The sequence below is a fragment of the Dictyobacter aurantiacus genome (assembly GCF_003967515.1).
Lineage (GTDB): Bacteria > Chloroflexota > Ktedonobacteria > Ktedonobacterales > Ktedonobacteraceae > Dictyobacter > Dictyobacter aurantiacus.
Genome location: NZ_BIFQ01000001.1, coordinates 5,580,611 through 5,598,993 on the forward strand (window position 1 = coordinate 5,580,611; position 18,383 = coordinate 5,598,993).

Annotated in this window: 18 protein-coding genes; 10 read left to right on the forward strand and 8 right to left on the reverse strand. The window is 57.5% G+C overall.

Features of this window, described 5'->3' with window-relative positions; genetic code table 11:
* Nucleotides 1-300: 300 nt before the first annotated feature.
* Nucleotides 301-1,959: an NADP-dependent oxidoreductase gene (locus KTT_RS22545; RefSeq protein ID WP_126598460.1), complete on the reverse strand. Its 1,659-nt coding sequence runs from the start codon at nt 1,957-1,959 to the stop codon at nt 301-303.
* Between the two features lie 30 nt (nt 1,960-1,989).
* Nucleotides 1,990-2,622, reverse strand: coding sequence for an NAD(P)-dependent oxidoreductase (locus KTT_RS22550; protein ID WP_126598462.1), 633 nt, complete (start codon nt 2,620-2,622; stop codon nt 1,990-1,992).
* Nucleotides 2,623-2,741: 119 nt separating this feature from the next.
* On the opposite strand from KTT_RS22550, the gene KTT_RS22555 reads away from it, so the two are divergent.
* The 3 genes from KTT_RS22555 (at nt 2,742) to KTT_RS22565 (ending at nt 4,842) form a co-directional block, all read left to right on the forward strand.
* Nucleotides 2,742-3,326, forward strand: coding sequence for a TetR/AcrR family transcriptional regulator (locus KTT_RS22555; RefSeq protein ID WP_126598464.1), 585 nt, complete (start codon nt 2,742-2,744; stop codon nt 3,324-3,326).
* Nucleotides 3,327-3,485: 159 nt separating this feature from the next.
* Complete coding sequence (locus KTT_RS22560) at nt 3,486-4,088, forward strand: GNAT family N-acetyltransferase (RefSeq protein WP_126598466.1); 603 nt, start codon at nt 3,486-3,488, stop codon at nt 4,086-4,088.
* A gap of 355 nt (nt 4,089-4,443) precedes the next feature.
* Nucleotides 4,444-4,842: a PPOX class F420-dependent oxidoreductase gene (locus tag KTT_RS22565; RefSeq protein WP_218030963.1), complete on the forward strand. Its 399-nt coding sequence runs from the start codon at nt 4,444-4,446 to the stop codon at nt 4,840-4,842.
* 15 nt (nt 4,843-4,857) lie between these two features.
* Here KTT_RS22565 and KTT_RS22570 read toward each other — a convergent pair whose 3' ends face one another.
* Both KTT_RS22570 and KTT_RS22575 read right to left on the reverse strand, forming a co-directional pair.
* Entirely contained in the window at nt 4,858-5,427 is a 570-nt protein-coding gene (locus KTT_RS22570) for a P-loop nucleotide/nucleoside kinase family protein (RefSeq protein ID WP_126598468.1), read from the reverse strand.
* 91 nt (nt 5,428-5,518) lie between these two features.
* Complete coding sequence (locus KTT_RS22575) at nt 5,519-6,094, reverse strand: TetR/AcrR family transcriptional regulator (RefSeq protein WP_126598470.1); 576 nt, start codon at nt 6,092-6,094, stop codon at nt 5,519-5,521.
* Nucleotides 6,095-6,298: 204 nt separating this feature from the next.
* On the opposite strand from KTT_RS22575, the gene KTT_RS22580 reads away from it, so the two are divergent.
* Entirely contained in the window at nt 6,299-7,576 is a 1,278-nt protein-coding gene (locus KTT_RS22580; protein ID WP_126598472.1) for a YbfB/YjiJ family MFS transporter, read from the forward strand.
* A gap of 98 nt (nt 7,577-7,674) precedes the next feature.
* Nucleotides 7,675-8,226, forward strand: a complete 552-nt coding sequence (locus tag KTT_RS22585; protein ID WP_126598474.1) for a PadR family transcriptional regulator — start codon at nt 7,675-7,677, stop codon at nt 8,224-8,226.
* A 26-nt stretch (nt 8,227-8,252) separates the two neighbouring features.
* Here the strand turns inward: KTT_RS22585 and KTT_RS22590 are convergent, their stop codons facing one another.
* The gene (locus KTT_RS22590; protein ID WP_126598476.1) at nt 8,253-9,131 is read right to left on the reverse strand and encodes a transglutaminase domain-containing protein; all 879 of its coding nucleotides are present in this window, start codon (nt 9,129-9,131) and stop codon (nt 8,253-8,255) included.
* A 253-nt stretch (nt 9,132-9,384) separates the two neighbouring features.
* On the opposite strand from KTT_RS22590, the gene KTT_RS22595 reads away from it, so the two are divergent.
* The 3 genes from KTT_RS22595 (at nt 9,385) to rbp (ending at nt 12,351) form a co-directional block, all read left to right on the forward strand.
* Nucleotides 9,385-9,963 (forward strand): histidine phosphatase family protein, encoded by a 579-nt coding sequence (locus tag KTT_RS22595; RefSeq protein WP_126598478.1) that lies wholly within the window; start codon nt 9,385-9,387, stop codon nt 9,961-9,963.
* Between the two features lie 521 nt (nt 9,964-10,484).
* The gene (gene hisS, locus KTT_RS22600; RefSeq protein WP_126598480.1) at nt 10,485-11,807 is read left to right on the forward strand and encodes a histidine--tRNA ligase; all 1,323 of its coding nucleotides are present in this window, start codon (nt 10,485-10,487) and stop codon (nt 11,805-11,807) included.
* 226 nt (nt 11,808-12,033) lie between these two features.
* A complete protein-coding gene (rbp, locus tag KTT_RS22605; protein WP_174844796.1) occupies nt 12,034-12,351 on the forward strand; it encodes an RNA-binding regulator in 318 nt (105 codons plus the stop codon).
* A 108-nt stretch (nt 12,352-12,459) separates the two neighbouring features.
* Here rbp and KTT_RS22610 read toward each other — a convergent pair whose 3' ends face one another.
* Complete coding sequence (locus KTT_RS22610; protein WP_126598484.1) at nt 12,460-12,783, reverse strand: EthD family reductase; 324 nt, start codon at nt 12,781-12,783, stop codon at nt 12,460-12,462.
* A gap of 196 nt (nt 12,784-12,979) precedes the next feature.
* The gene (locus KTT_RS22615) at nt 12,980-14,185 is read right to left on the reverse strand and encodes a sensor histidine kinase (RefSeq protein ID WP_126598486.1); all 1,206 of its coding nucleotides are present in this window, start codon (nt 14,183-14,185) and stop codon (nt 12,980-12,982) included.
* A gap of 331 nt (nt 14,186-14,516) precedes the next feature.
* Here KTT_RS22615 and KTT_RS22620 point away from each other — a divergent pair, with 331 nt between their 5' ends.
* Complete coding sequence (locus tag KTT_RS22620; RefSeq protein ID WP_126598488.1) at nt 14,517-15,278, forward strand: YoaK family protein; 762 nt, start codon at nt 14,517-14,519, stop codon at nt 15,276-15,278.
* Between the two features lie 97 nt (nt 15,279-15,375).
* Here KTT_RS22620 and KTT_RS22625 read toward each other — a convergent pair whose 3' ends face one another.
* On the reverse strand, nt 15,376-16,608 hold the full coding sequence (locus KTT_RS22625; protein ID WP_126598490.1) for an MFS transporter: 1,233 nt from the start codon (nt 16,606-16,608) through the stop codon (nt 15,376-15,378).
* A 409-nt stretch (nt 16,609-17,017) separates the two neighbouring features.
* Here KTT_RS22625 and KTT_RS22630 point away from each other — a divergent pair, with 409 nt between their 5' ends.
* On the forward strand, nt 17,018-18,142 hold the full coding sequence (locus tag KTT_RS22630) for a LacI family DNA-binding transcriptional regulator (RefSeq protein ID WP_126598492.1): 1,125 nt from the start codon (nt 17,018-17,020) through the stop codon (nt 18,140-18,142).
* Nucleotides 18,143-18,383 lie beyond the last annotated feature (241 nt).

An 18,383-nucleotide genomic window follows, 5' to 3' on the forward strand; every position in this document is an offset into this window, starting at 1 on the left:
GGTGAGCGGTGTTATGTTCAACACCGTCTCCTTTAAGTCAGGGAGTAGGTGAGGAGAAGAAGTGAGAGGTGAGCGGTGTTATGTTCAACGCCGTCTCCTTTAAGTCAGGGAGTAGGTGAGGAGAAGAAGTGAGAGGTGAGCGGTGTTATGTTCAACGCCGTCTCCTTTAAGAGAGCGTCTGACTCTCATGACCTGGATGATTATATCTTTGAGCGTAACGAGTAGCTGGAAATAATTGTCTACGTTGGCTCTAGTATGGTCGGCGTGCGTCTACACCGTAGACGCGCGCCCAAAGTGGCTTTATGCGATCTCCAGGATGATGCGACCTCTGACCTGGCTCTGTTCGAGCAGCTCATGGGCCTGGCTGGCCTGGCTGAGTGGGACGACACGGCCGATCTCCGGCACGCGCAGCTGGCTCTGCTCAAGCAGCGCGGTGACCTGGCGCAGGAACTGGCTTTCGTTGCTGCTGTTCTGATTCATGACGGCGCGCACGCCATAGCGGGCGGCGAGTGCTGGATCGGGGAGCGGAGGGACGAGCGTCACCAGGGTGCCCCCGCGCCGCAGCACCTGCCAGGAACGCTCACGCGTCTCCCCACCGATGGTGTCCAGCACGACATCGAGATCGGCCAGGTGCTCCTCGAAACGTTGGGCCTGGTAATCGATCACCTCGTCAGCTCCCAGGTCGCGCGCATAGTCGAGCCGGGCCGCCGAGGCGGTGACGATCACATAGGCGCCCGCGCGTTTCGCCAGCTGGACCGCGAAGCCGCCGACCGTGCCCGAGCCCCCATGGATCAGCACGCGCTGACCCGGCTGCAGGCCGGCCATGGTAAAGAGGGCGTTATGCGCCGTACCAACGCCAACGGGGATTGAGGCCGCCTGCACAAAGGTCAGGCCCATTGGTTTAGGCTGGAAGAAACTGGCCGGGGCGGCCACATACTCGGCGTAGCAGCCGCGCACGAAGGGCGAGTCTGTGCCGTAGACGGCCTGCCCGATCAGCTTCTCATCCACGCCACGTCCCACGGCTTCAATAGTGCCTGCCATGCCAAAGCCCAATATGTCCTCCGGCCAGGCGGGATGGATGGTCTTGACCGCGCCCGAGCGCATCTTCAGGTCCAATGGATTGATCTCAGCCGCATGCACGCGCAGCAAGACCTGTCCAGGACCCGCCACTGGCCTGGGCGTGTCCTGGTAGCGGAGCACCTGGGGACCGCCATAGCCATGCATGACGACCGCCTTCATGGTGGCTGGTAGCGGGGTTGGTGGACCCTGGAAGGCATGCGCGATGCGATAGAGGCCGAGGTAGCTATGGACTGGTGGACGACCAGAAGACGTCCCGGCGGCGGCCCGCGCCTGGCGAGGAAAATGCTGCTCAAAGCCGGCCAGCGTATCCGCGTACCTGGTCGCGCTCTGCCACTCCGCGCGATTGAAGGCCGCGATGCGCACATCTGGCTGGACGCGCCGGTGCAGGAACGCGGAATAAAAGCCCTCCTGCTGCGCCTGATAATCGCCGCGTGCCGGCCAGCCCAGCACAAAGCCCTGCTCAATCGCGGGCCCTCCACTGATCTCAAAGCAGTTATAGAGCAACGTCTCCGGTGAGCCGGTCAACTCAGGTTTCACAAATGGATGCGCGATGGTGAACAATCCCTCGACCACCTCATAGCGGGCCGCGATATCCACGGGCAGCGTGGGCAGTAGCGAGGGGTCCTGATCGGGTTGAAGGATCGCATAATCGATAAACTCGTAGGGGTTAGGATTCTGGGCCTCCTCGTGTACCAGCTCGTTCCACTCATCCGCCTGCTGGCAGAGCTCGCGGTAGATGAGTCCCTTTGGCTGCTCACCCGCTGCCACAGTAGCCTGCCAGGCCGTGATAAACTGTCCGGCTGGCATTCCCGGTCGAGGCTGGTACCCGATAAAGCGAATCAGGGTGTTGGCGCGAGCCAACTGACTTGCACGTATCATGGTCTTCCTTTTATATACACTATGCCTGTCTTAGTTCCAGATGCCCACGATCTGTCTACTGTAGCGGCGCTCACTGGCCTCTTTGACCAGAAAATCGGCCACGTCGGCGGGCGAGATAATCTTGAAGCCGCCGGGGAAGCAGTCCGGGGCCATTTTATAACTGGCCGTGTGACGACCATCGCGGATGTAGGGGCAACCGGCCAGTACCCAATCCACAGCCGCCTGTTGGACCAGCGCGTAGGCTGTATCATGATCGCGTACCGCGTGGCGGATCGGCGAGCGCCGCAGCAGGGCCGCCGTAATCGAGCCACCCAGACCACAGGTAGGCATCTCCGCCACCCCGGTAATGCCCAGGTAGCGTCCGATAGAAAGTTGCTCGGTGGCCGCCAGCGCGGCCCGCACACTGTCGGTTACCACCGTAGACGGCTTAAAGACATCGCCCCCAACCACGTTGATCAGGGTATCGAACGTTTCGGACGAGAGCTGATCGATCCAGGCCTGTGGCCGCTGGATATCGCCCTCGACCACGGTCAGATCGGGGGATGACACCTGTATTTTGCTCTGGTTGCGCGCTATAGCCGTGATCTGGTGATCGGCGGCCAATGCATACTCGATGATGTGCGACCCCACGCGTCCCGTCGCACCAAGAAGAAGAATTCGCATCAATGTTGCTCCTGACTGAACCTGATGAGAGGCTATCCAGGCATAGCCCCTCCTGCTATAATAGATACTAACAGTTTAAAAGTTGGACGTCAAGTATAGAAATAGACTGAGAGTATAAATTGGCGAGATCATTTCGTGAGCGACAGCGTGAGCTGCGGGAGGACGTGATCCTGGACACGGCCTACCAGCTGCTGTTAGAGCAGGGATATCAGAAGATGAATATGGACGAACTGGCGGCGCGTGTGGGGGTAGCGAAAATGACGATCTACCAGCACTTTCCCTCCAAGGAGGCGCTGGTTATCGGGGTTATCGTGCGTGGCATGAAGATGATCGAGGAGGAGCTGACACCGGACTTCGCCGCTCCAGCGCCGGCGCTGGAGCGGCTTGAGGCCATCCTGGCAAAAAGCCTGGAGCGCCGCTCAACGTTGAGGCGCGTCAACGTCGAGCTGGCGCCGGCTGCCGTCACACAGAATCCACGCTATCAGGCCCAGCGGGACCGCCTTGCCGAGCAGTGGTCAGGGCTGATCGAGCAGGCCAAGGCCGAGGGTTCTGTTGACAGGACGCTCTCCACGCCGGTCCTGGTGCGCCTGCTCTTCAACACTTTTCAGACCGACTTCGACGATCTTTTGCACGCAGGTGCCATCAGCGCCGATGAACTGGCTCATACCCTGATTACCGTAGCCATCAAAGGTATGCGGTCCTGAGGCGTGTGTTTTGTGCCTGGAACCAGGCACAAAGAGGTAGGAGTGGTGTTGTGTTTTAAGCCGGGGCAAGCCCGGCTCTATGGGCATATAGTAGGCTATAATAGATGGTAGGCGTTGCTATGTGTGCAGCAAGGACAGAGCGTGAAGGAGCTAGAGATCGTGCATAAAGTTCCAGATATTGTGTCGTTGAGAAAAGAGGATGTAGAGGTGGCGGGTGAGATCCTTGAGCAGGCGTTTGCCGAGGATCCCTTGAACGTGTATACCGCCCCTGATCCCAGCAGGCGTCGTAGTCTGTTTCGCTGGCTGTTTACGCGGCTAGTGCGCATGGCGGATACGACGTATACAACCGCTGAACAGATCAGGGGGGTGGCGTTATGGGTTGCGCCACAGAGCGGTGAAGTGGTGGAGGGAGACGTGGACGATCTGGAACAGATGGAGCGCATCTTTGGGCCCGAAGCTTATCAACGATTTTCACGTGCATTTGACTACTTTGAGGACCGGCATCGACAGCACATGCAGGGTCCGCACTGGTACCTGCAACTGCTGGGCGTGGCTCCCCGGTGGCAGGGACAGGGATTTGGAACGGCCCTGATGGCGCCCGCGCTGCGGCAAGCTGACCGCCAGGGTTTTCCCTGTTACCTGGAAACCTTTGTCGCCGCCAACGTCCCATTTTATCAGCGCCATGGTTTTCAGGTTGTGGCCGCCGGCGAAGAGCCACGCAGCCATATCCCCTTCTGGTCCATGCGGCGCGAACCCCGATAGTGGTACTGGTTGAGAAGCCCGGCATTGTCCAAATGAACAGGTGGAATCTGTGCGAATGAACAGTGTGTTGTTGTCGTTTGGGGAAATATAGTCATGGTGACAAGAACTTCCGCATGCGGAAGTTCTTATAGTCTGAAATGGGTCTTTCTCTCGTCATACTGAGACGTAAGCGCCCCGCACAGGCGTCCGCCTGCGCGGCCGCATTGTTGTATATTGGTGCATGGGAGGCGCATTCGCGCCTCCCATGCACCAATATACAACGGACTTCTGAGCATCGCAGGTGCGAAACCTCATGCAGGTCGAGGCGATGATCGTTAGAATAAGACCTTATACATTGAGAAAAGTGAGGTGTATCGTGAGCAAATTTACCGAGGCGGAGCTGGCGTATCTGAAGTTGCAGAGGCTGGGACGGCTGGGGACCGTCAATAAGCGTGGCGAGCCGCAGGTGGCGGCGGTCAGCTTCCGCTATAATGAGGAACTGGATACTATCGATATTGCTGGCTACAACATGGAGACATCGCAGAAGTATCGCAACGTTGCCCGCAACGGGCTGGCGTCTTTCCTGGTCGACGATGTCCTGCCGCCATGGAAGACGCGCAGTCTGGAGATCCGTGGGCGCGCCGAGGCCGTCCCTGATGGCAATCCTGTTGGGCCAGCGGGCGTGAGCTCCGCCTTGATCCGCATCACTCCCACGCGCATTATCTTCTGGGACGCAAGCGTTGAGCCCCAGGTCGGCTCGCGGCGCGACGTCTAGTCGAGAGAAATGGTCTCATTCTGACCGCAGGGCGGCGCGCAGCGTAGAAAGCAGGCCCGCGTAATCGTAGGATTGCGGATCGCTGGTATCGAACTCGATGAAGGGGCCATCCAGTTCAAGCGGCTCACAGCGTCCGGCGACGAAGCGAGCACCATTGAGGGCGACAAACTCCAGGTCGCGGTGGCAGATGTGGCGCTCACTGGAGCCGGCGCGCCGCAAGAAGCGCTGGCGCAGCAGATCGCCGCTAGCATAGCAGGAGACCTGGAGCGGCCGGAAGTCATGGACCCGTTGTAGCTGAAGGAATTCTCCGCTGGCCAGCGTGGCATTCATCATGCTGGCCTCCACGATCAGGTCCTGACCAGTGGAGAGTATCTGTCCAGCGCAGTAGTGCAGGAGCTGGAAGCCCGCGTTGCCCAGGGTCGAGGGACGGCCATGGGTCGGGCAATCCAGGGCATCGAAGAGCGTCTCGACGATCTCGTCGCGGCATAAAACGGGCAGGGCGAGGTCGCGTCCCAGGCGTTTCGCCAGCGTAGTTTTGCCCGCGCCCGGCAAGCCATTGATAATAATGAGCAATGGTCTGCGCATCTGCAGAAAGTCTCCCTATAGAATGTTTTGCTACCATCTATTATACGTTGCCTATCATGCTTTGTGCTGCCGATACATAGCATTTCCCTGATTATTTCTGAAGCTGCTGATCGATGAGCCGGGTAGCCAGGGGTTTGAGCTGGAGTGTAGGACCAGTTGCGCCAAAGATGGGAACAGAGGCCAGGGCGCCATTGATCAGGAGTACTAACTGGTCGGCGAGCTGTTCAGGATCAGGGGCCCCAGCCTGCTGGCTCAGTTGCAGGAGGCGCTCCCGCAGGGCTTGCTTCTGGGCGACCGCCTGGCGGTGGGCTGCGTGCTCCTGGTCAGAAAACTCGGCCAGCGCGTTTAGAAAGGTGCAGCCGCGATAGTTGGGCTCCATCATCCTGGCGACGACGGTATCCACAAACGCCAGCAACTGCTCCCGAGGGGAACCCTCGTGCTGCTGTAGCGCCTCATCATATCGCTGCCAGTAGGCCTGCTCTTTTTCGTTGAGATAGGCCGCGATCAGGTCATCTTTGGTCGGAAAATGGCGATAGAGGGTGGCTTTCCCCACGCCCGATTGCTCAACGATAGTATCGACACCGATGGCGCGAATGCCCTGGTGGTAAAACAGATCAGCCGCCACATCCAGGATACGCTGGCGGGCAGACGATGGTGCCGCAGACATTTTTTTCTCCTCCCTTGACACGAGACAGAACTGTCTTGTACCATTTGTAGGTACGAGACAGAACTGTTCTGTCTCGTGTTATAAGTATAGCACTAATGTGGGTGGTCGACAAGCGTGTATGAACTTTGTATGATTTGATGCCAGGCTGAAGGTGAGAGGATGTAAACAAGACCACCGCGAAGGCGAGAAAAAGGAGTGATAAGGATGTTTAGCTTCGTAAAAGGTCTCCCAGGACAGCAGGGACGGGGGTGTGAGGAGGGGACAGCCGACTATCAACACGCCTTGAGCTGGTTTACAGCCTGGGCCGCTTTTGTCTTTGCTACCCTGCTGGGTTTTGCCCGGCTATCCTATGGACAATTACTGCCCGCTCTGAAGGCGGATCTGCATGCTAGCTATAGCACGTTGAGCGCGGTAGCGACCTTGAACTTTGCTGGCTACCTGCTGGGGACACTGGCGTTGCCGTGGTTGTTGGCACGCGTCAGGAACCAGCAGCGTTTGAATCTACTGGCCCTGCTGGCGACACAGATCACGATGGTTGGTGCCGCCCTGAGCGCCGATAGCGGGCAGCTGGGAGCATGGCGGCTGACGAACGGAGTATGTGCCGCCGTCGCTACCGTCTTGACAATGACGCTCTCGCTGGAATGTATCTATCCACATGAGCGCGGGCAGGCCTCAGGCATGATCTGGATGGGTGGTGCCCTGGGACTGATGCTCTCCGGCCTGATCGCTCCTCCAATTATTCTGGCAGGGACCGCGCCTGGCTGGCGATTGGTATGGCTGATCATGGGAGGGGCGGGCATCCTGGCTGCGCTGGGTTTCTTTAATGCGAGACGCAGACAAACTGTAATTCGTATAGCCATAAAAAGGAGCAACGCTTCCACGAGTGAAGAACGGGCCTCAACGTGGGTGACCCTGAGGCCGCTCTTTCTGCCCGGGCGCCTGCTCTGGCTTTCACTCACATTCTTTGGCTTTGGTGGTGGCTACATTACCTACTTCACATTTTTTATTGCGTTGCTAACCCAGCAGGGGGTGCCCACGCTATATGCTGGCTTTGTATGGGCGGCTATTGGTCTGGCGGCCGCCGCGAGTGCTTTGATCTGGGGTCGTTTGCTTGATCGCAGGCCGACAGGTTTCACGCTGGCGCTGCCGTTAGGGCTGGGGATGCTAGGATCGCTGGCCGTCCTGACGAATATACCGGCGATAGAATACGCCGGCTCGGCGCTGGTCGGTCTCACTGCCTTGCTGGGTCCGCCGCTGATGATTACGGTCCTGCTCAAGCGAGCGGTGCCGGATGGAGCATATGCTGTCAGCTATAGCACGCTTACGGCCCTCTTTGCCTGCGGACAGATTGTGGGACCATTGCTGGGCGGGCTCATTATCGGCTGGCTCGGGCTGCAGGCTGGTATCGCCAGTAGCGCTCTGCTGCTTGGGCTAGCCGCGCTCTGCGCCTGTAGCTATGGATGGGTGCAGCGGGGCAGGTAGAGCGAAACGGATAGGATGCATATGCTTGACGCTGACGCCTGGCATTTCTATAATTGCTATACTAATCTGTATGAGTTGAGTTGTCTGGGGGCGCCGGAATGTATGAATTGATTGTGCTATCGCAGTTGATGCGTTTTCCGCTGCATGGGTATTTGATCGCGCAGATCGCCAATGACATGATCGGGCCATGGGCAAAGATCAGCAACGGCACGCTCTACCCGCTGCTGAACCGTCTGGAGCGGTCCGGCCTGATTGAGCGCGCAGGCGACGCGCCGTCCCCCGGCAATGGGCAGGGTGAGCAGCAGGCGCGCACCTTCCGGATTACCGAGGCCGGGCGCAAGCGCTTCCACCAGGTCATGCTGGATACCTCCTCCAATATCGGCGACTATCAGCGCATCTTTCATCTCAAAGTGCCCTATCTGGATCTACTGCCGGTGCGTGAGCGACTACACCTGCTGAACCACTATCTGAACTACTGCCAGGCCTGCGTCCTGCACATGCAGACACAAGCGGCCAACCTGCTGCACGAGATCGAAGATGAGCAGGCCACCTTCCGCGACCTGGCTCTGAACTCTATGCGGCACCGCGAACAGCTCTGGCAGACCGAGATTGAATGGATCACGCAGCTGCGCGCGCAGGTGGCCGAATAGATCAAGCTCTGCGCGCCGCCGGATGCTTAGATGAGTGAGCCCCGCAGCAGACGGAAACCACGATTGGTCTCCCAGATGTCCTGCAACCGGGTGAAGTTTTCCTCCGGCCGCAAGAGCAGGTGTGCCAGGGCGTCAACCTCCTGTAGTTGCGGCTCGTTGGTGTCTTCAAACCCGGAGGCGATGAAGGCGGGGATGTGGGTGTAGGTGATCTCGTTATTCATCAGGTAGTGAAAGTCGGTAATGACCTGTGTGGCGAGGGCATGCAGGGGATGTTGTCCTTCGTGGGTGCTGTAAGCCGTTGCCTCTTTATGTCCCGCGCGCATGGTAAGCCAGGCGGTGGCGGCGAAGTCGAAGACTCCAGGTGGCATATCGAAGGGATCGAAGGGGCGATCTTCAAGCGAGGTATCGACGTCGATGGTGACCCAGCGCGCATGGGAGTCATCCCAGTACTGGGTGATCCAGTGGGTTTCGATCTGATCAGAGGGGATATAGGGAGCGTATCCAGCGCGAACACGAGCGGGGATGCCCCTGGACTTCAAGATCGAGGCCATCATGATCGCGACAAAGCGGCAGGTCAGAATAAGTTTGTGCTCTTCCGCGCGGTCAAGCACGAAGCCTCGCGCATCGCGGCGATACAGCTCAGCCAGCATGGCGGTGGCGGTGGGGAAATAGTCATCCTCTGACTGACGATACCAGGGGACTTTGCTCATATCCCCATAGCGAGTTCTGGTGTCGGTGCGTGCTCTTCCAGCGTACAGGGTCCCCTTGTGGATCATCTGCAGCCTGAGCAGGTGGCCCGCCTGTCTGATGTCCGCCGGGAGATCGCGTCGTAACCGCTCTTGATAGAGTCCTGGATATGTGAAGGAGCTGAAGGAGCGGTAGTGGGTGATCAATGATTGCTGCATGAGATAGCCTTTCTTTTCATGACTTCTGGTAGTGGTATCGCACGACTGATCTGCTTTCAACAATAGCATGCGCCTCCTGACATCTCCTGTCAGGATTTACGCTATTGCGGGCGTTTTGCCTGCTGCTAGTGAGCAGCAATACCTTATATACACAGTATTTTCTTGTCGTTTTATGCTCTTTGTATTAGAATGATTATGTTATGTATGATAGTGGTCGGGCGTATTTTTTGAGATTGAGGGTGGGAATGAGCACATGTTGACTTTATTTTATTCTCCTCATGCCAGGAGTGTGGATAATGAGCTCAAGCGCGGATCGGGTTTCGCCGACGTGCCGCTGTCGGTGGCGGGCCGCACGCTGGCGGCCGAGCTGGGGCGCCATTACGCCTCAGAAAAGCTGGACGCGGTATTCTGTTCGGATCTGCAGCGCGCGGCGGTGACCTCGGCCATCGCCTTTGGGCGGCGCGGGCTGCCGATCGTGCTGGATGCGCGACTGCGCGAGTGTGACTATGGCGAGATGACGCAGTATCCGGTTGATCAGATTGACGAGGGGTTCAATCGCTATATCGTCGAGCCTTTTCCGGGCGGCGAGAGCGTGATGATGGTGGTGCAGCGTGTGGGTGCCTTCTTGCGTGAGGTGATGCGCGAGTACGATGGAAAAACGGTGGTGGTGATCGGGCACCGCGCCACCAGATATGGGTTGGCCTACTGGTGTGGCGACATCCCGCTGGAGACGCTGGTGCTGTCTCCCTGGGAGTGGCGCGACGTGCCCATCTGGCGCTACGAGGTGCACGCCCCGCATCTGGAACGCGACGTGGTCGTGCACGCGGTATGACCGGCTGCGGAGGGATGAGCCTCCGTCGAAGACCGAGGGGGAAGCGCCCGCAAGGGGCGCACCTCCGTCGAAGATCGAGGGGGAAGCGCCCGCAAGGGGCGCACCTCCGTCGAAGACCGAGGGGGAAGCGCCCGCAAGGGGCGCACCTACGGTGATGGTGTGGGTTCGTGTGGGGCGAACATCTTTTGTTTGAGGAATGGGAGCGCGTTGCAGCGCCTTTCAAACCCTGGGCCAGGCAGAGACCACCGATCCCGCCACCGATCCCAATGATATGCAACGACGAGGACGACATGACTATGCTCCTCCCCCCTATGTCTGTTAGTAGGTCTAAAAGACATGATATAGCCAGTTATGCCGCCTTTGTCAATGCATGAAAAGTTTTCAGGAGGGGCTGGCACAAAAAGCGCGCGTTCGACGCGCGCTTTTTGTGCCAGCCCCTCCTGAAAATTATCTATCTTGTCAGGAAGCGGGAAACGGTCTAGAATAGGCTCAAAAATAATAGCATAGAGGTAGGTAGTGGTATGACCAAAGTGAGCGGCTTCGTCGAGTGGTTGCCCGAGCAACGTATCGCCGAGCTACAGTGGCTAGACGAGATTCGACGAACCTTTGAGAGTTATGGATTCTGCTCGATCGAGACCCCTTCGGTAGAGGAGCTCGACGCGCTGTTAGCCAAGGGCGAAACAGATAAAGAGATCTATGTCATCAAGCGGCTGCAGGGTGAAGGTGATAAGAGCGAGGCGCGGCTGGGACTGCATTACGACCTGACGGTCCCTCTGGCACGGTACGTGGCTGAGCACTATAACGACCTGGTGTTCCCATTCAAGCGCTACCAGATCCAGCGCGTCTGGCGCGGCGAGCGGCCACAGGAGGGACGCTACCGCGAGTTCTATCAGTGCGATATCGACGTCATCAACAACAATAGCGTCCCGCAGCACTTCGATGCCGAGATGCCGGTGATCGTATACGAGATCTTCAGGCGTCTAGGCGTGCAGAACTTTCAGATGCACATTAATAACCGCAAGGTGCTGCAGGGATACTTCGAGGGCCTGGGCATCGAGGATACCATTCCGGTCCTGCGCATCGTTGATAAGCTGGACAAGATCGGCCACGATGGCGTATTAAAGCAGCTGCAGGAGCAGCTCGACATGCAGCCAGAGCTGGCGGAGCGCTGCCTGGCCATCGGCAAGATCTGCACATCCGATCTCTCCTTCGTCGAGCGCGTGCGGGACCTGGGCGTCAGGTCCGAGTTGTTGGACCAGGGACTGGAAGAGCTGCGCTTCGTGATGAGCGAGCTGAGCCACCTGCCCGAGGGTGTCATGCTGGCCGATCTTTCGATTGCCCGTGGCCTCGACTACTATACCGGCACCGTCTACGAAGGCAAGCTGGTGGACTTCCCTGCCTTCGGAACCGTCTGTTCGGGTGGGCGCTACGACGACCTGACCGGCTCCTTTATCAATCGCAAGCTGCCCGGCGTTGGCATCTCGATTGGCCTGACCCGTCTCTTCGCCAAGCTGCTGGCCGAAAAGAAGATCCAGACCGGGCCCAAGAGTCCCACGCAGGTGCTGGTCATCTTCCCATCCGACGAGCGGCGCGCCGAAGCGGTGCAGGCCGCCAGCGCGCTGCGCGAACGCGGCCTCAACGTCGAGATGTATCCTACGGCGATCAAGCAGGGGCAGCAGTTACGCTACGCCTCGCGCAAGGGTATTCCCTATGTCTGGTTCCTGCCGTATGAAGACAAGGGGCACGAAGTCAAAAACCTGTTGACCGGCGAGCAAGGGGCGGCCGACCTGGCCACATGGCTGCCTTCCGAGCGGGCCAGCGGCAGCGATGCCGAGGTGCGTTAATGTTATAATCTCATCTTATCCTCGTTTTTCTCAAGCATACTGTTTTTCATCAGCTTTGCCGATGCTCTTTTCTATTGCCGTATCAAGTGGTATGCTATAGGGAATAATGGAAACGATCAAGGTGTTTATATAAGTGTATGACATCACAAGAATTGGAGCGCTTCTGTGGGAAATGGTTTCTCAGAGCAACAATGAGTCGAGGATGTCCGCACAGGAGTAAATAAGCATGAGATTATACGTTGGGGGACTCCCCTACCAGACAACCGAGCAGGAACTTGTAGACATTTTTTCGCAGGCCGGACACGTTGTTAGTGCCGCGGTGATCACCGATCGCGAGACCGGACGCAGCAAAGGCTTTGGCTTTGTTGAGATGGCATCCAATGAAGATGGACAGTATGCCATTGAGCGCCTGAACGGAACCATGATGGGAAATCGCACCATCACCGTTAACGAGGCGCGCGAACGACAGTCGTCGGGGAACCGGGGTGGCTATCAGCGCCGAGAGCGCTACTCGGATAACAACTATCGCGGGGGACGCTACTAGGTTTCGTCATGTGAAAGCATGACCATGGCAAATAGTTAGAATCTACATGAAGAGGGTCAGCATCGTGCTGACCCTCTTTTTTTGAGTTGGCTGGTGAGGTGCCACAGGTTAAATGCTTGCGTCTATTTGTACGACCTCGCTCCACTGCCGCAGAGGCTCGATATCGGTAAAATTTGGGATGTCCGAGTAAATTTCGTTGCCATATTGCGCGAGAGCCGCCCCAAATGCTTCGCCCGATCTGACCCAGAAATATGCCACGGCAAGAAAACTCGGGGCTGGCGCGCCGGGGGTAGCCAGGCTTTTATGCACCTCGAATTTCACGCAGTTCTCACCGAGAAAACGCGCGAATAGAGGAACATGTTGCTGTGCGAAGTACTCGAAATCAAACCTTCCTCCTTGCTGGATTGGATAAGCGACTGATGCGCAAAACATAAAAAATCCTTTTATATCATATGTAGTTGCAGATACGGTATTTTTGATTTAGTATACCATGATAAGAGCAAAAAAGCTTCTTCTATCTTGCTCTTTTGAGAAGCAAGTCTTACCCTGGCGAGTTGAGGCGGCAGGGTAAATGCGCCCACCAGCGACAATCCAGCTCCCCAGCCGTAGCGAGCGAACGGTGCTATATTTATGTGGTTATCTTTTGTATAGGAAGCTTGACTAAAAATGTGACCCCTTCCCCTGGTAGAGATTCGACCCTGATGCTGCCTCCATATTGTTCAATATACGCCTTGCTTATCGTCAGGCCCAGTCCCCACCCATCCTGATAGCTTCTTTCGGCGGCAGGGGTTCGGTAGAAGGGTTCAAAGATGCGCTCTTGCTGCTCAACTGGTAGTTCAGCACCCTCATTATGTACATGAATGGAGGCAGTATTATTGTCCTCTGCGTGAACACGAACACAGATTGGTGTAGATAAGAAGGCATACCTATCGGCATTATCAATGATATTAGCGAGAGCGGAATAGAAGCGTTCTTTATTCGCCTGTACTATAACGGGCTCATCTGGAAGCTCCAGCTTGAAGTCCCGGCCTGAGATCTGGTGTCGCTGCATAATAAGTTCTGTACAAATGTTGTTCACATTACAGGGGCTCAATGTGGGTGGATTTATGTCTTCTTGCACGCGATAGAGCTCGATAAGATCTTCAACGAGTGCATGTAGTCCCTGTGCGCGCTGCTCAATATGCTCAAAATGAGCAAGGTATTTAGCGCTCTCGGGAGAAAGTGGCCTGGCTCGCTCCAGGCGGCGTAGCGCCAGTTGTGTTTCGCCCAGGATGGTAGTAAGAGGTGTACGCAACTCATGTGCCGCGCGCGTAAAAAACATGTATTCCTGATGTTGTGTGCGCGTTAGCTCCCTGTTCAAGGTTGATAGATCGCGCAGTGCCGTGCGAAGCTCCTTTGTGAGCGCCACCGTGCGCCGATACTGTCTCGTATTAAAGGCAGCAAGCAACGTAATCACCATTTGGGCGAAGAAGAAGGGGCCCAGTAAGTGGATATCCTTCCAGATATTGTGCGCGAATAGACGCTGGTCTGGGATGATTATGTAATAGAGCGCAAAGAGGGCCAGCGTCATTGTGAGCAGAGCCGGGCCAATTCCCCACAAAAAGCACGACAAGAGGGTCAGGATACAGAACGGAATCCAGATCAGCAATGGTTCGTCTATAAACAACGCGGCCAGGGTCATCAAGCCGACCCACACAGGGCTGAGCAGGTAGCCTACCAGATGAGAACGCCACCAGGGAAGGGAAAGACTTATTGTTTCTGGAGATGATAGATATTCGCTCCGGTCTATCGTACTTATTGAATAACGTTGCACTGCTCGATAGAATTGTCTCATAATCACACTCTTTTCACCGATGAAGCAAGGTGTACTGTATTTTACCTGGGAGGCTGAAATTTCCTGATAACTGGCGAGCCGCCCTCAAGCCATTCAAGCAAGTTTGCTCTGATCGTACTATACCAGCCTCAGCCAAATGAAATACGGCGGCTAAGATATCCTGGTCAGCACTGACTTTACAGGCGAGCCGCAGGCGTACATCGGTGAACTGGTAGTGAGCGAGGCTGGAGAGGGGCGAGGCGCGGGAAAAGCTCTGGTCGAGACCTGCGACCGGTGGGAGATACAAGTTTCGAATGTAGCATGTCGAGTGCCGGGTGCCGATAAGAATAGTATGCAGCAACATGCCAGATTCGAGCATATGTGGGCCGCATTTCTGCTGGCCTGGGTGGCCGCCTTCAGTGACGCGATTGGTTTCCTGGTTCTGCAACAGTTGGGAGCCTCATTTATGAGCGGCAATAGTATGGCGACCGGGGTGGCTCTGGGTCGTCTGAACTGGCATGCCGCGTTGCACAGTGGCCTTCCCATTATTATCTTCTTCATTGGCAATATGCTGGGCTTTCTGGTACGGACGCTGGCTCGACGCTGGCATCTACGCTCCCCCTTCGCCATCATCTTTGCCCTGGAACTGGTCTTGCTGCTGGCTTTCCTCCTGTGGGGTAGCCGCTCTTTTTCCCGTGGCAGCATACGCCCCTTTGAATCAGGGGTCTTTTACGTCTGTACGGTCCTGTTGACGCTGGCAATGGGGTTACAGACGGCAACCGTGCGGCGCGTCCAGGGTGAGTATATCAACACCACATTTATAACAGGAGTATTAAGTAACTGGGCCAGGGTTCTGGCCCAGTATCTGCCCTGGCTGCGCGAGCAGCTGGTGCAGCGGTCGATGTTGCAGGTGGTGCGCACACCCGTGCACCACGCCTCGGTGCGCCATTTCGTCGTGTTGAGCGGACTATGGGTATCGTACCTGCTCGGAGCTATCTGCGGCGGTGTGCTTGAACTGCGCTTCGCCTTGACCGCCCTGGTTTTTCCTATGGTTATACTGGTAGGACTGATCGTAGTTGATCTTGTGTGGCCACTGGAATTGGAACGCTTCTGACGGTGTGAGATCCGCGAAAGGGATGGGACACAAATCCCATCCCTTTCGCGTAACGCATTGGCGCACCTGTGATTGGGAAGACGGCAGCGTTGAGGGTTCATACATTATGTATGTCATTGATACCTATGAGGAGCCAGGCGAGGCCGCTGCCGAGAAGGTAGAGGCCGCCGTTGGATAGTATGAGCCACGTTGCGCTGATATGGGCGAGGGCGATGCTGGCTACGGCCATCCCTGTCACCTGGGCGAGGGACTGCATGGCACTGGAGGTTGCCAGAACGCGGCCGAGGACGCGATTGGGAATACGCTGCTGGAGCAGGGTCAGGACCCGGATTGTGACTCCGGCCGTCATGGCACCAAAGAGCAGGTTCGATAGCAGGACGGGCAGCAGCGCGTGGATGGTGGCGATAAGCATGAGCGCGCATCCCCCACCGGCAAGGCAGACCGAGATAGATCTGGTCACCGCCACGCGTCCGCGCCTGCCGGGCGCTCGTCCCAGCAGGACGCTCATGATCCCTTCACCGATCGCCTGCGCGGTCAGCAGCCAGCCAAAGGCCAGGGGACCCGCTGAGAGTGTCGCGCGTACAAAGACCGGGATGATGATATTGAGCGTACCAGCTGTGTAGGCAATGATTGATCCCAGGATGAACAGGCCGTGCGCAGGGCGCGTAGCAGTGAGGATCGCCTGCATCCTCTGACCCCTCTTCACGACTGCCTCAGTGATCTGAGGTGCGGCTGGCGACTCTTCTGACCTGGGATGATGCGCGGTGGACAGAAGGCAGATGCAACCAACCGAGAGGACGAAGGTGACGGCATTGATCAGCACGATGCCGGCGGGCCCCCAGGTCAGCAGGAAGAGCGTGCTCAGGGAGGGCGCAATGATACGGACCGCGCAATCGCTCACCATGTAGAGCGCGTTCCCGGCCAGCAGCGTGGGCGGCTCGATAATCTGCGGCAGCAGCGCGCCGCGCGCCGACCAGAAAAAGGTGGCGATGGCCGACTGGACAAAGCCAACAACGTAGATCGACCAGAGCGCGTGCGGCTGCGCGATGATGACGCCAAACAGCGCCAGAAAGAGCACGGCGCGAGCACCCTCGGCCACAAGCATGATGGCGCGGCGCGACCAGCGATCCACACAGATGCCCGCCAGGGGAGCGAACAGGATGCCAGGGACCGCCGAGGCGATCAGCACTGCGCCCGTCGCGGCGGCCGAGCCGGTCTGTTCATAGACCCAGAACGTGATGGCGATGAAGAAGACATAGTCACCCAGGATAGAGAAGGTGTGAGCGATCCACAGAAGACCAAAGTTGCGTTGGATAAGCAGGGTAAGCACAGGCTACTCCTTTAGCGAGCCCACCACAATATCAAGAAAACATGGCTTCAGCGCTCAAGGGAGAAAAACGGCGCGTGAATTACCAGGAGGGGGATATGCAAGAGAACTGGTGGGCTATGTAGGAGTAATCTGACTACCTCGTATATTATAGCAGGGCTGGTCAAGGGGAAGATTTCAGGCGCACGAAAATGGATGGGAAGTCTTGACAGAAACCGGTTTCTATGGTACGTTTTTTGTGCAGAAATGGTTTTATGGATGTTTGAACCATTTTTGGCGAGCTGCGTTCGTGATGGGCGCGGATGCCGCGCAGTCATCGATGGGCAGAGAAGCGGCCGCGAGGGCCGCACGTACGGAAATCAAAATTATGTAAAGGTGACCTCGATGGAACGAGGCGAGGAGTGTTTGTGCTATGCCAGGAGCGACGCCGGGAAGGTTGACGATCCAGGATATCGCGCGGCTGGCGGGTGTATCCAAGGCCACCGTATCGCGTGTCCTGAACCGCAATCCGTCCGTTGATCCAGCGCTGGCCGAGCGGGTGACAAAGGTGGTGCAGGAGCACAACTTTGTGCCCAACATTACCGCCACGGTACTGGCCGGTGGTCGTACGCAGCTGATTGGCGTGCTGGCCCCTCCCTTGAACTGGCCGGCGATGCCCGAGATCATGCGCGGCGTAGCCGAATACCTCGAAGGCTCACCCTACGAAATCGTCCTCTACTGCATCGGCAGTCAGCGCAACCATGCCGATGTGCTCAACCGCATCCTGGCCATGCGCATGATCTCTGGCCTGCTGGCGATCTTCCCCGGTGGACTGGCGTCCCAACTGGCCACCCACTTCCAGCAGGGTCTGCCCCTGGTGATGATCGATGACCAGGAGGAGCCCGATGGCATGCCCTGGGTCGGCATCGACAACGTGGGCAGCGCGTACGAGGCGACACGCCACCTGCTGGCGTGCGGGCATACGCGCATCGCGCATATCCAGGGGCCCACTAATTACCACTGCACACTTGAGCGCTACCAGGGCTATTGTCGGGCGCTGCGCGAGGCCGGGATCGAGCCCGATCCCGAACTGCTTTTGCAGGGCAATTTCGAGCAGAGCGGTGGCCGCCACTGCGCCAGCATACTATTCGCGCGCGAGCGCGAGCGCTGGCCGAGCGCCATCTTTATCGGCAACGATGAGATGGCCTATGGCTTCCTGGAAGTCGCGCAGGAACTGGGCGTGAAGATTCCGGAGGACATCGCCGTCGTTGGCTTTGACGATTACGTTATCTCCGCTCACACCACTCCTCCGCTCACCACAGTGCGCCAGCCTTTCTCCGACATCGGTCGCACGGCGATCGAATTGCTCCTGACCATGATTGATCGTATGAACGAGAAGCAGCCGCCAACGGATGGGCGGCAGACCGCAGGAGGTGTTCCGACACAGGATTTTGTCGTTGATCCACCTTGTATTCAGCTTGCGACCACTCTGGTGCAGAGGGCATCGAGCCGTCTCGTGCTTCCTGCTGCGCGCAAGCAGCCTGGCGGCAACCTATAGTATTTTTTTGTGTAGGTCTTGCTCTTCTCGCTTGGGGGGGACGTGGGCGTCCCCGCACGCGCGTCCGCTACGCGGCCGCGTTGAATTTATATGTTGGTGGTGCGGGGGCGCATCCGCGCCCCCGCACCACCAACATATAAATGACATTGAGCGTCGCAGGTTTAGCGTATGGGTGTGGTAGAGACACAAATGCGCACGCGCACCACCAACATATAAATGACATTGAGCGTCGCAGGTTTAG

Excerpts from the sequence above, each read along its gene's own strand:
- KTT_RS22545 (WP_126598460.1), bottom strand. The coding sequence starts at position 1,959 with ATGATACGTGCAAGTCAGTTGGCTCGCGCCAACACCCTGATTCGCTTT.
- KTT_RS22550 (WP_126598462.1), bottom strand. The coding sequence starts at position 2,622 with ATGCGAATTCTTCTTCTTGGTGCGACGGGACGCGTGGGGTCGCACATC.
- KTT_RS22570 (WP_126598468.1), bottom strand. The coding sequence starts at position 5,427 with ATGCGCAGACCATTGCTCATTATTATCAATGGCTTGCCGGGCGCGGGC.
- KTT_RS22575 (WP_126598470.1), bottom strand. The coding sequence starts at position 6,094 with ATGTCTGCGGCACCATCGTCTGCCCGCCAGCGTATCCTGGATGTGGCG.
- KTT_RS22580 (WP_126598472.1), top strand. The coding sequence starts at position 6,299 with ATGTTTAGCTTCGTAAAAGGTCTCCCAGGACAGCAGGGACGGGGGTGT.
- KTT_RS22585 (WP_126598474.1), top strand. The coding sequence starts at position 7,675 with ATGTATGAATTGATTGTGCTATCGCAGTTGATGCGTTTTCCGCTGCAT.
- KTT_RS22590 (WP_126598476.1), bottom strand. The coding sequence starts at position 9,131 with ATGCAGCAATCATTGATCACCCACTACCGCTCCTTCAGCTCCTTCACA.
- KTT_RS22595 (WP_126598478.1), top strand. The coding sequence starts at position 9,385 with ATGTTGACTTTATTTTATTCTCCTCATGCCAGGAGTGTGGATAATGAG.
- hisS (WP_126598480.1), top strand. The coding sequence starts at position 10,485 with ATGACCAAAGTGAGCGGCTTCGTCGAGTGGTTGCCCGAGCAACGTATC.
- rbp (WP_174844796.1), top strand. The coding sequence starts at position 12,034 with ATGAGATTATACGTTGGGGGACTCCCCTACCAGACAACCGAGCAGGAA.
- KTT_RS22610 (WP_126598484.1), bottom strand. The coding sequence starts at position 12,783 with ATGTTTTGCGCATCAGTCGCTTATCCAATCCAGCAAGGAGGAAGGTTT.
- KTT_RS22615 (WP_126598486.1), bottom strand. The coding sequence starts at position 14,185 with ATGAGACAATTCTATCGAGCAGTGCAACGTTATTCAATAAGTACGATA.
- KTT_RS22620 (WP_126598488.1), top strand. The coding sequence starts at position 14,517 with ATGCAGCAACATGCCAGATTCGAGCATATGTGGGCCGCATTTCTGCTG.
- KTT_RS22630 (WP_126598492.1), top strand. The coding sequence starts at position 17,018 with ATGCCAGGAGCGACGCCGGGAAGGTTGACGATCCAGGATATCGCGCGG.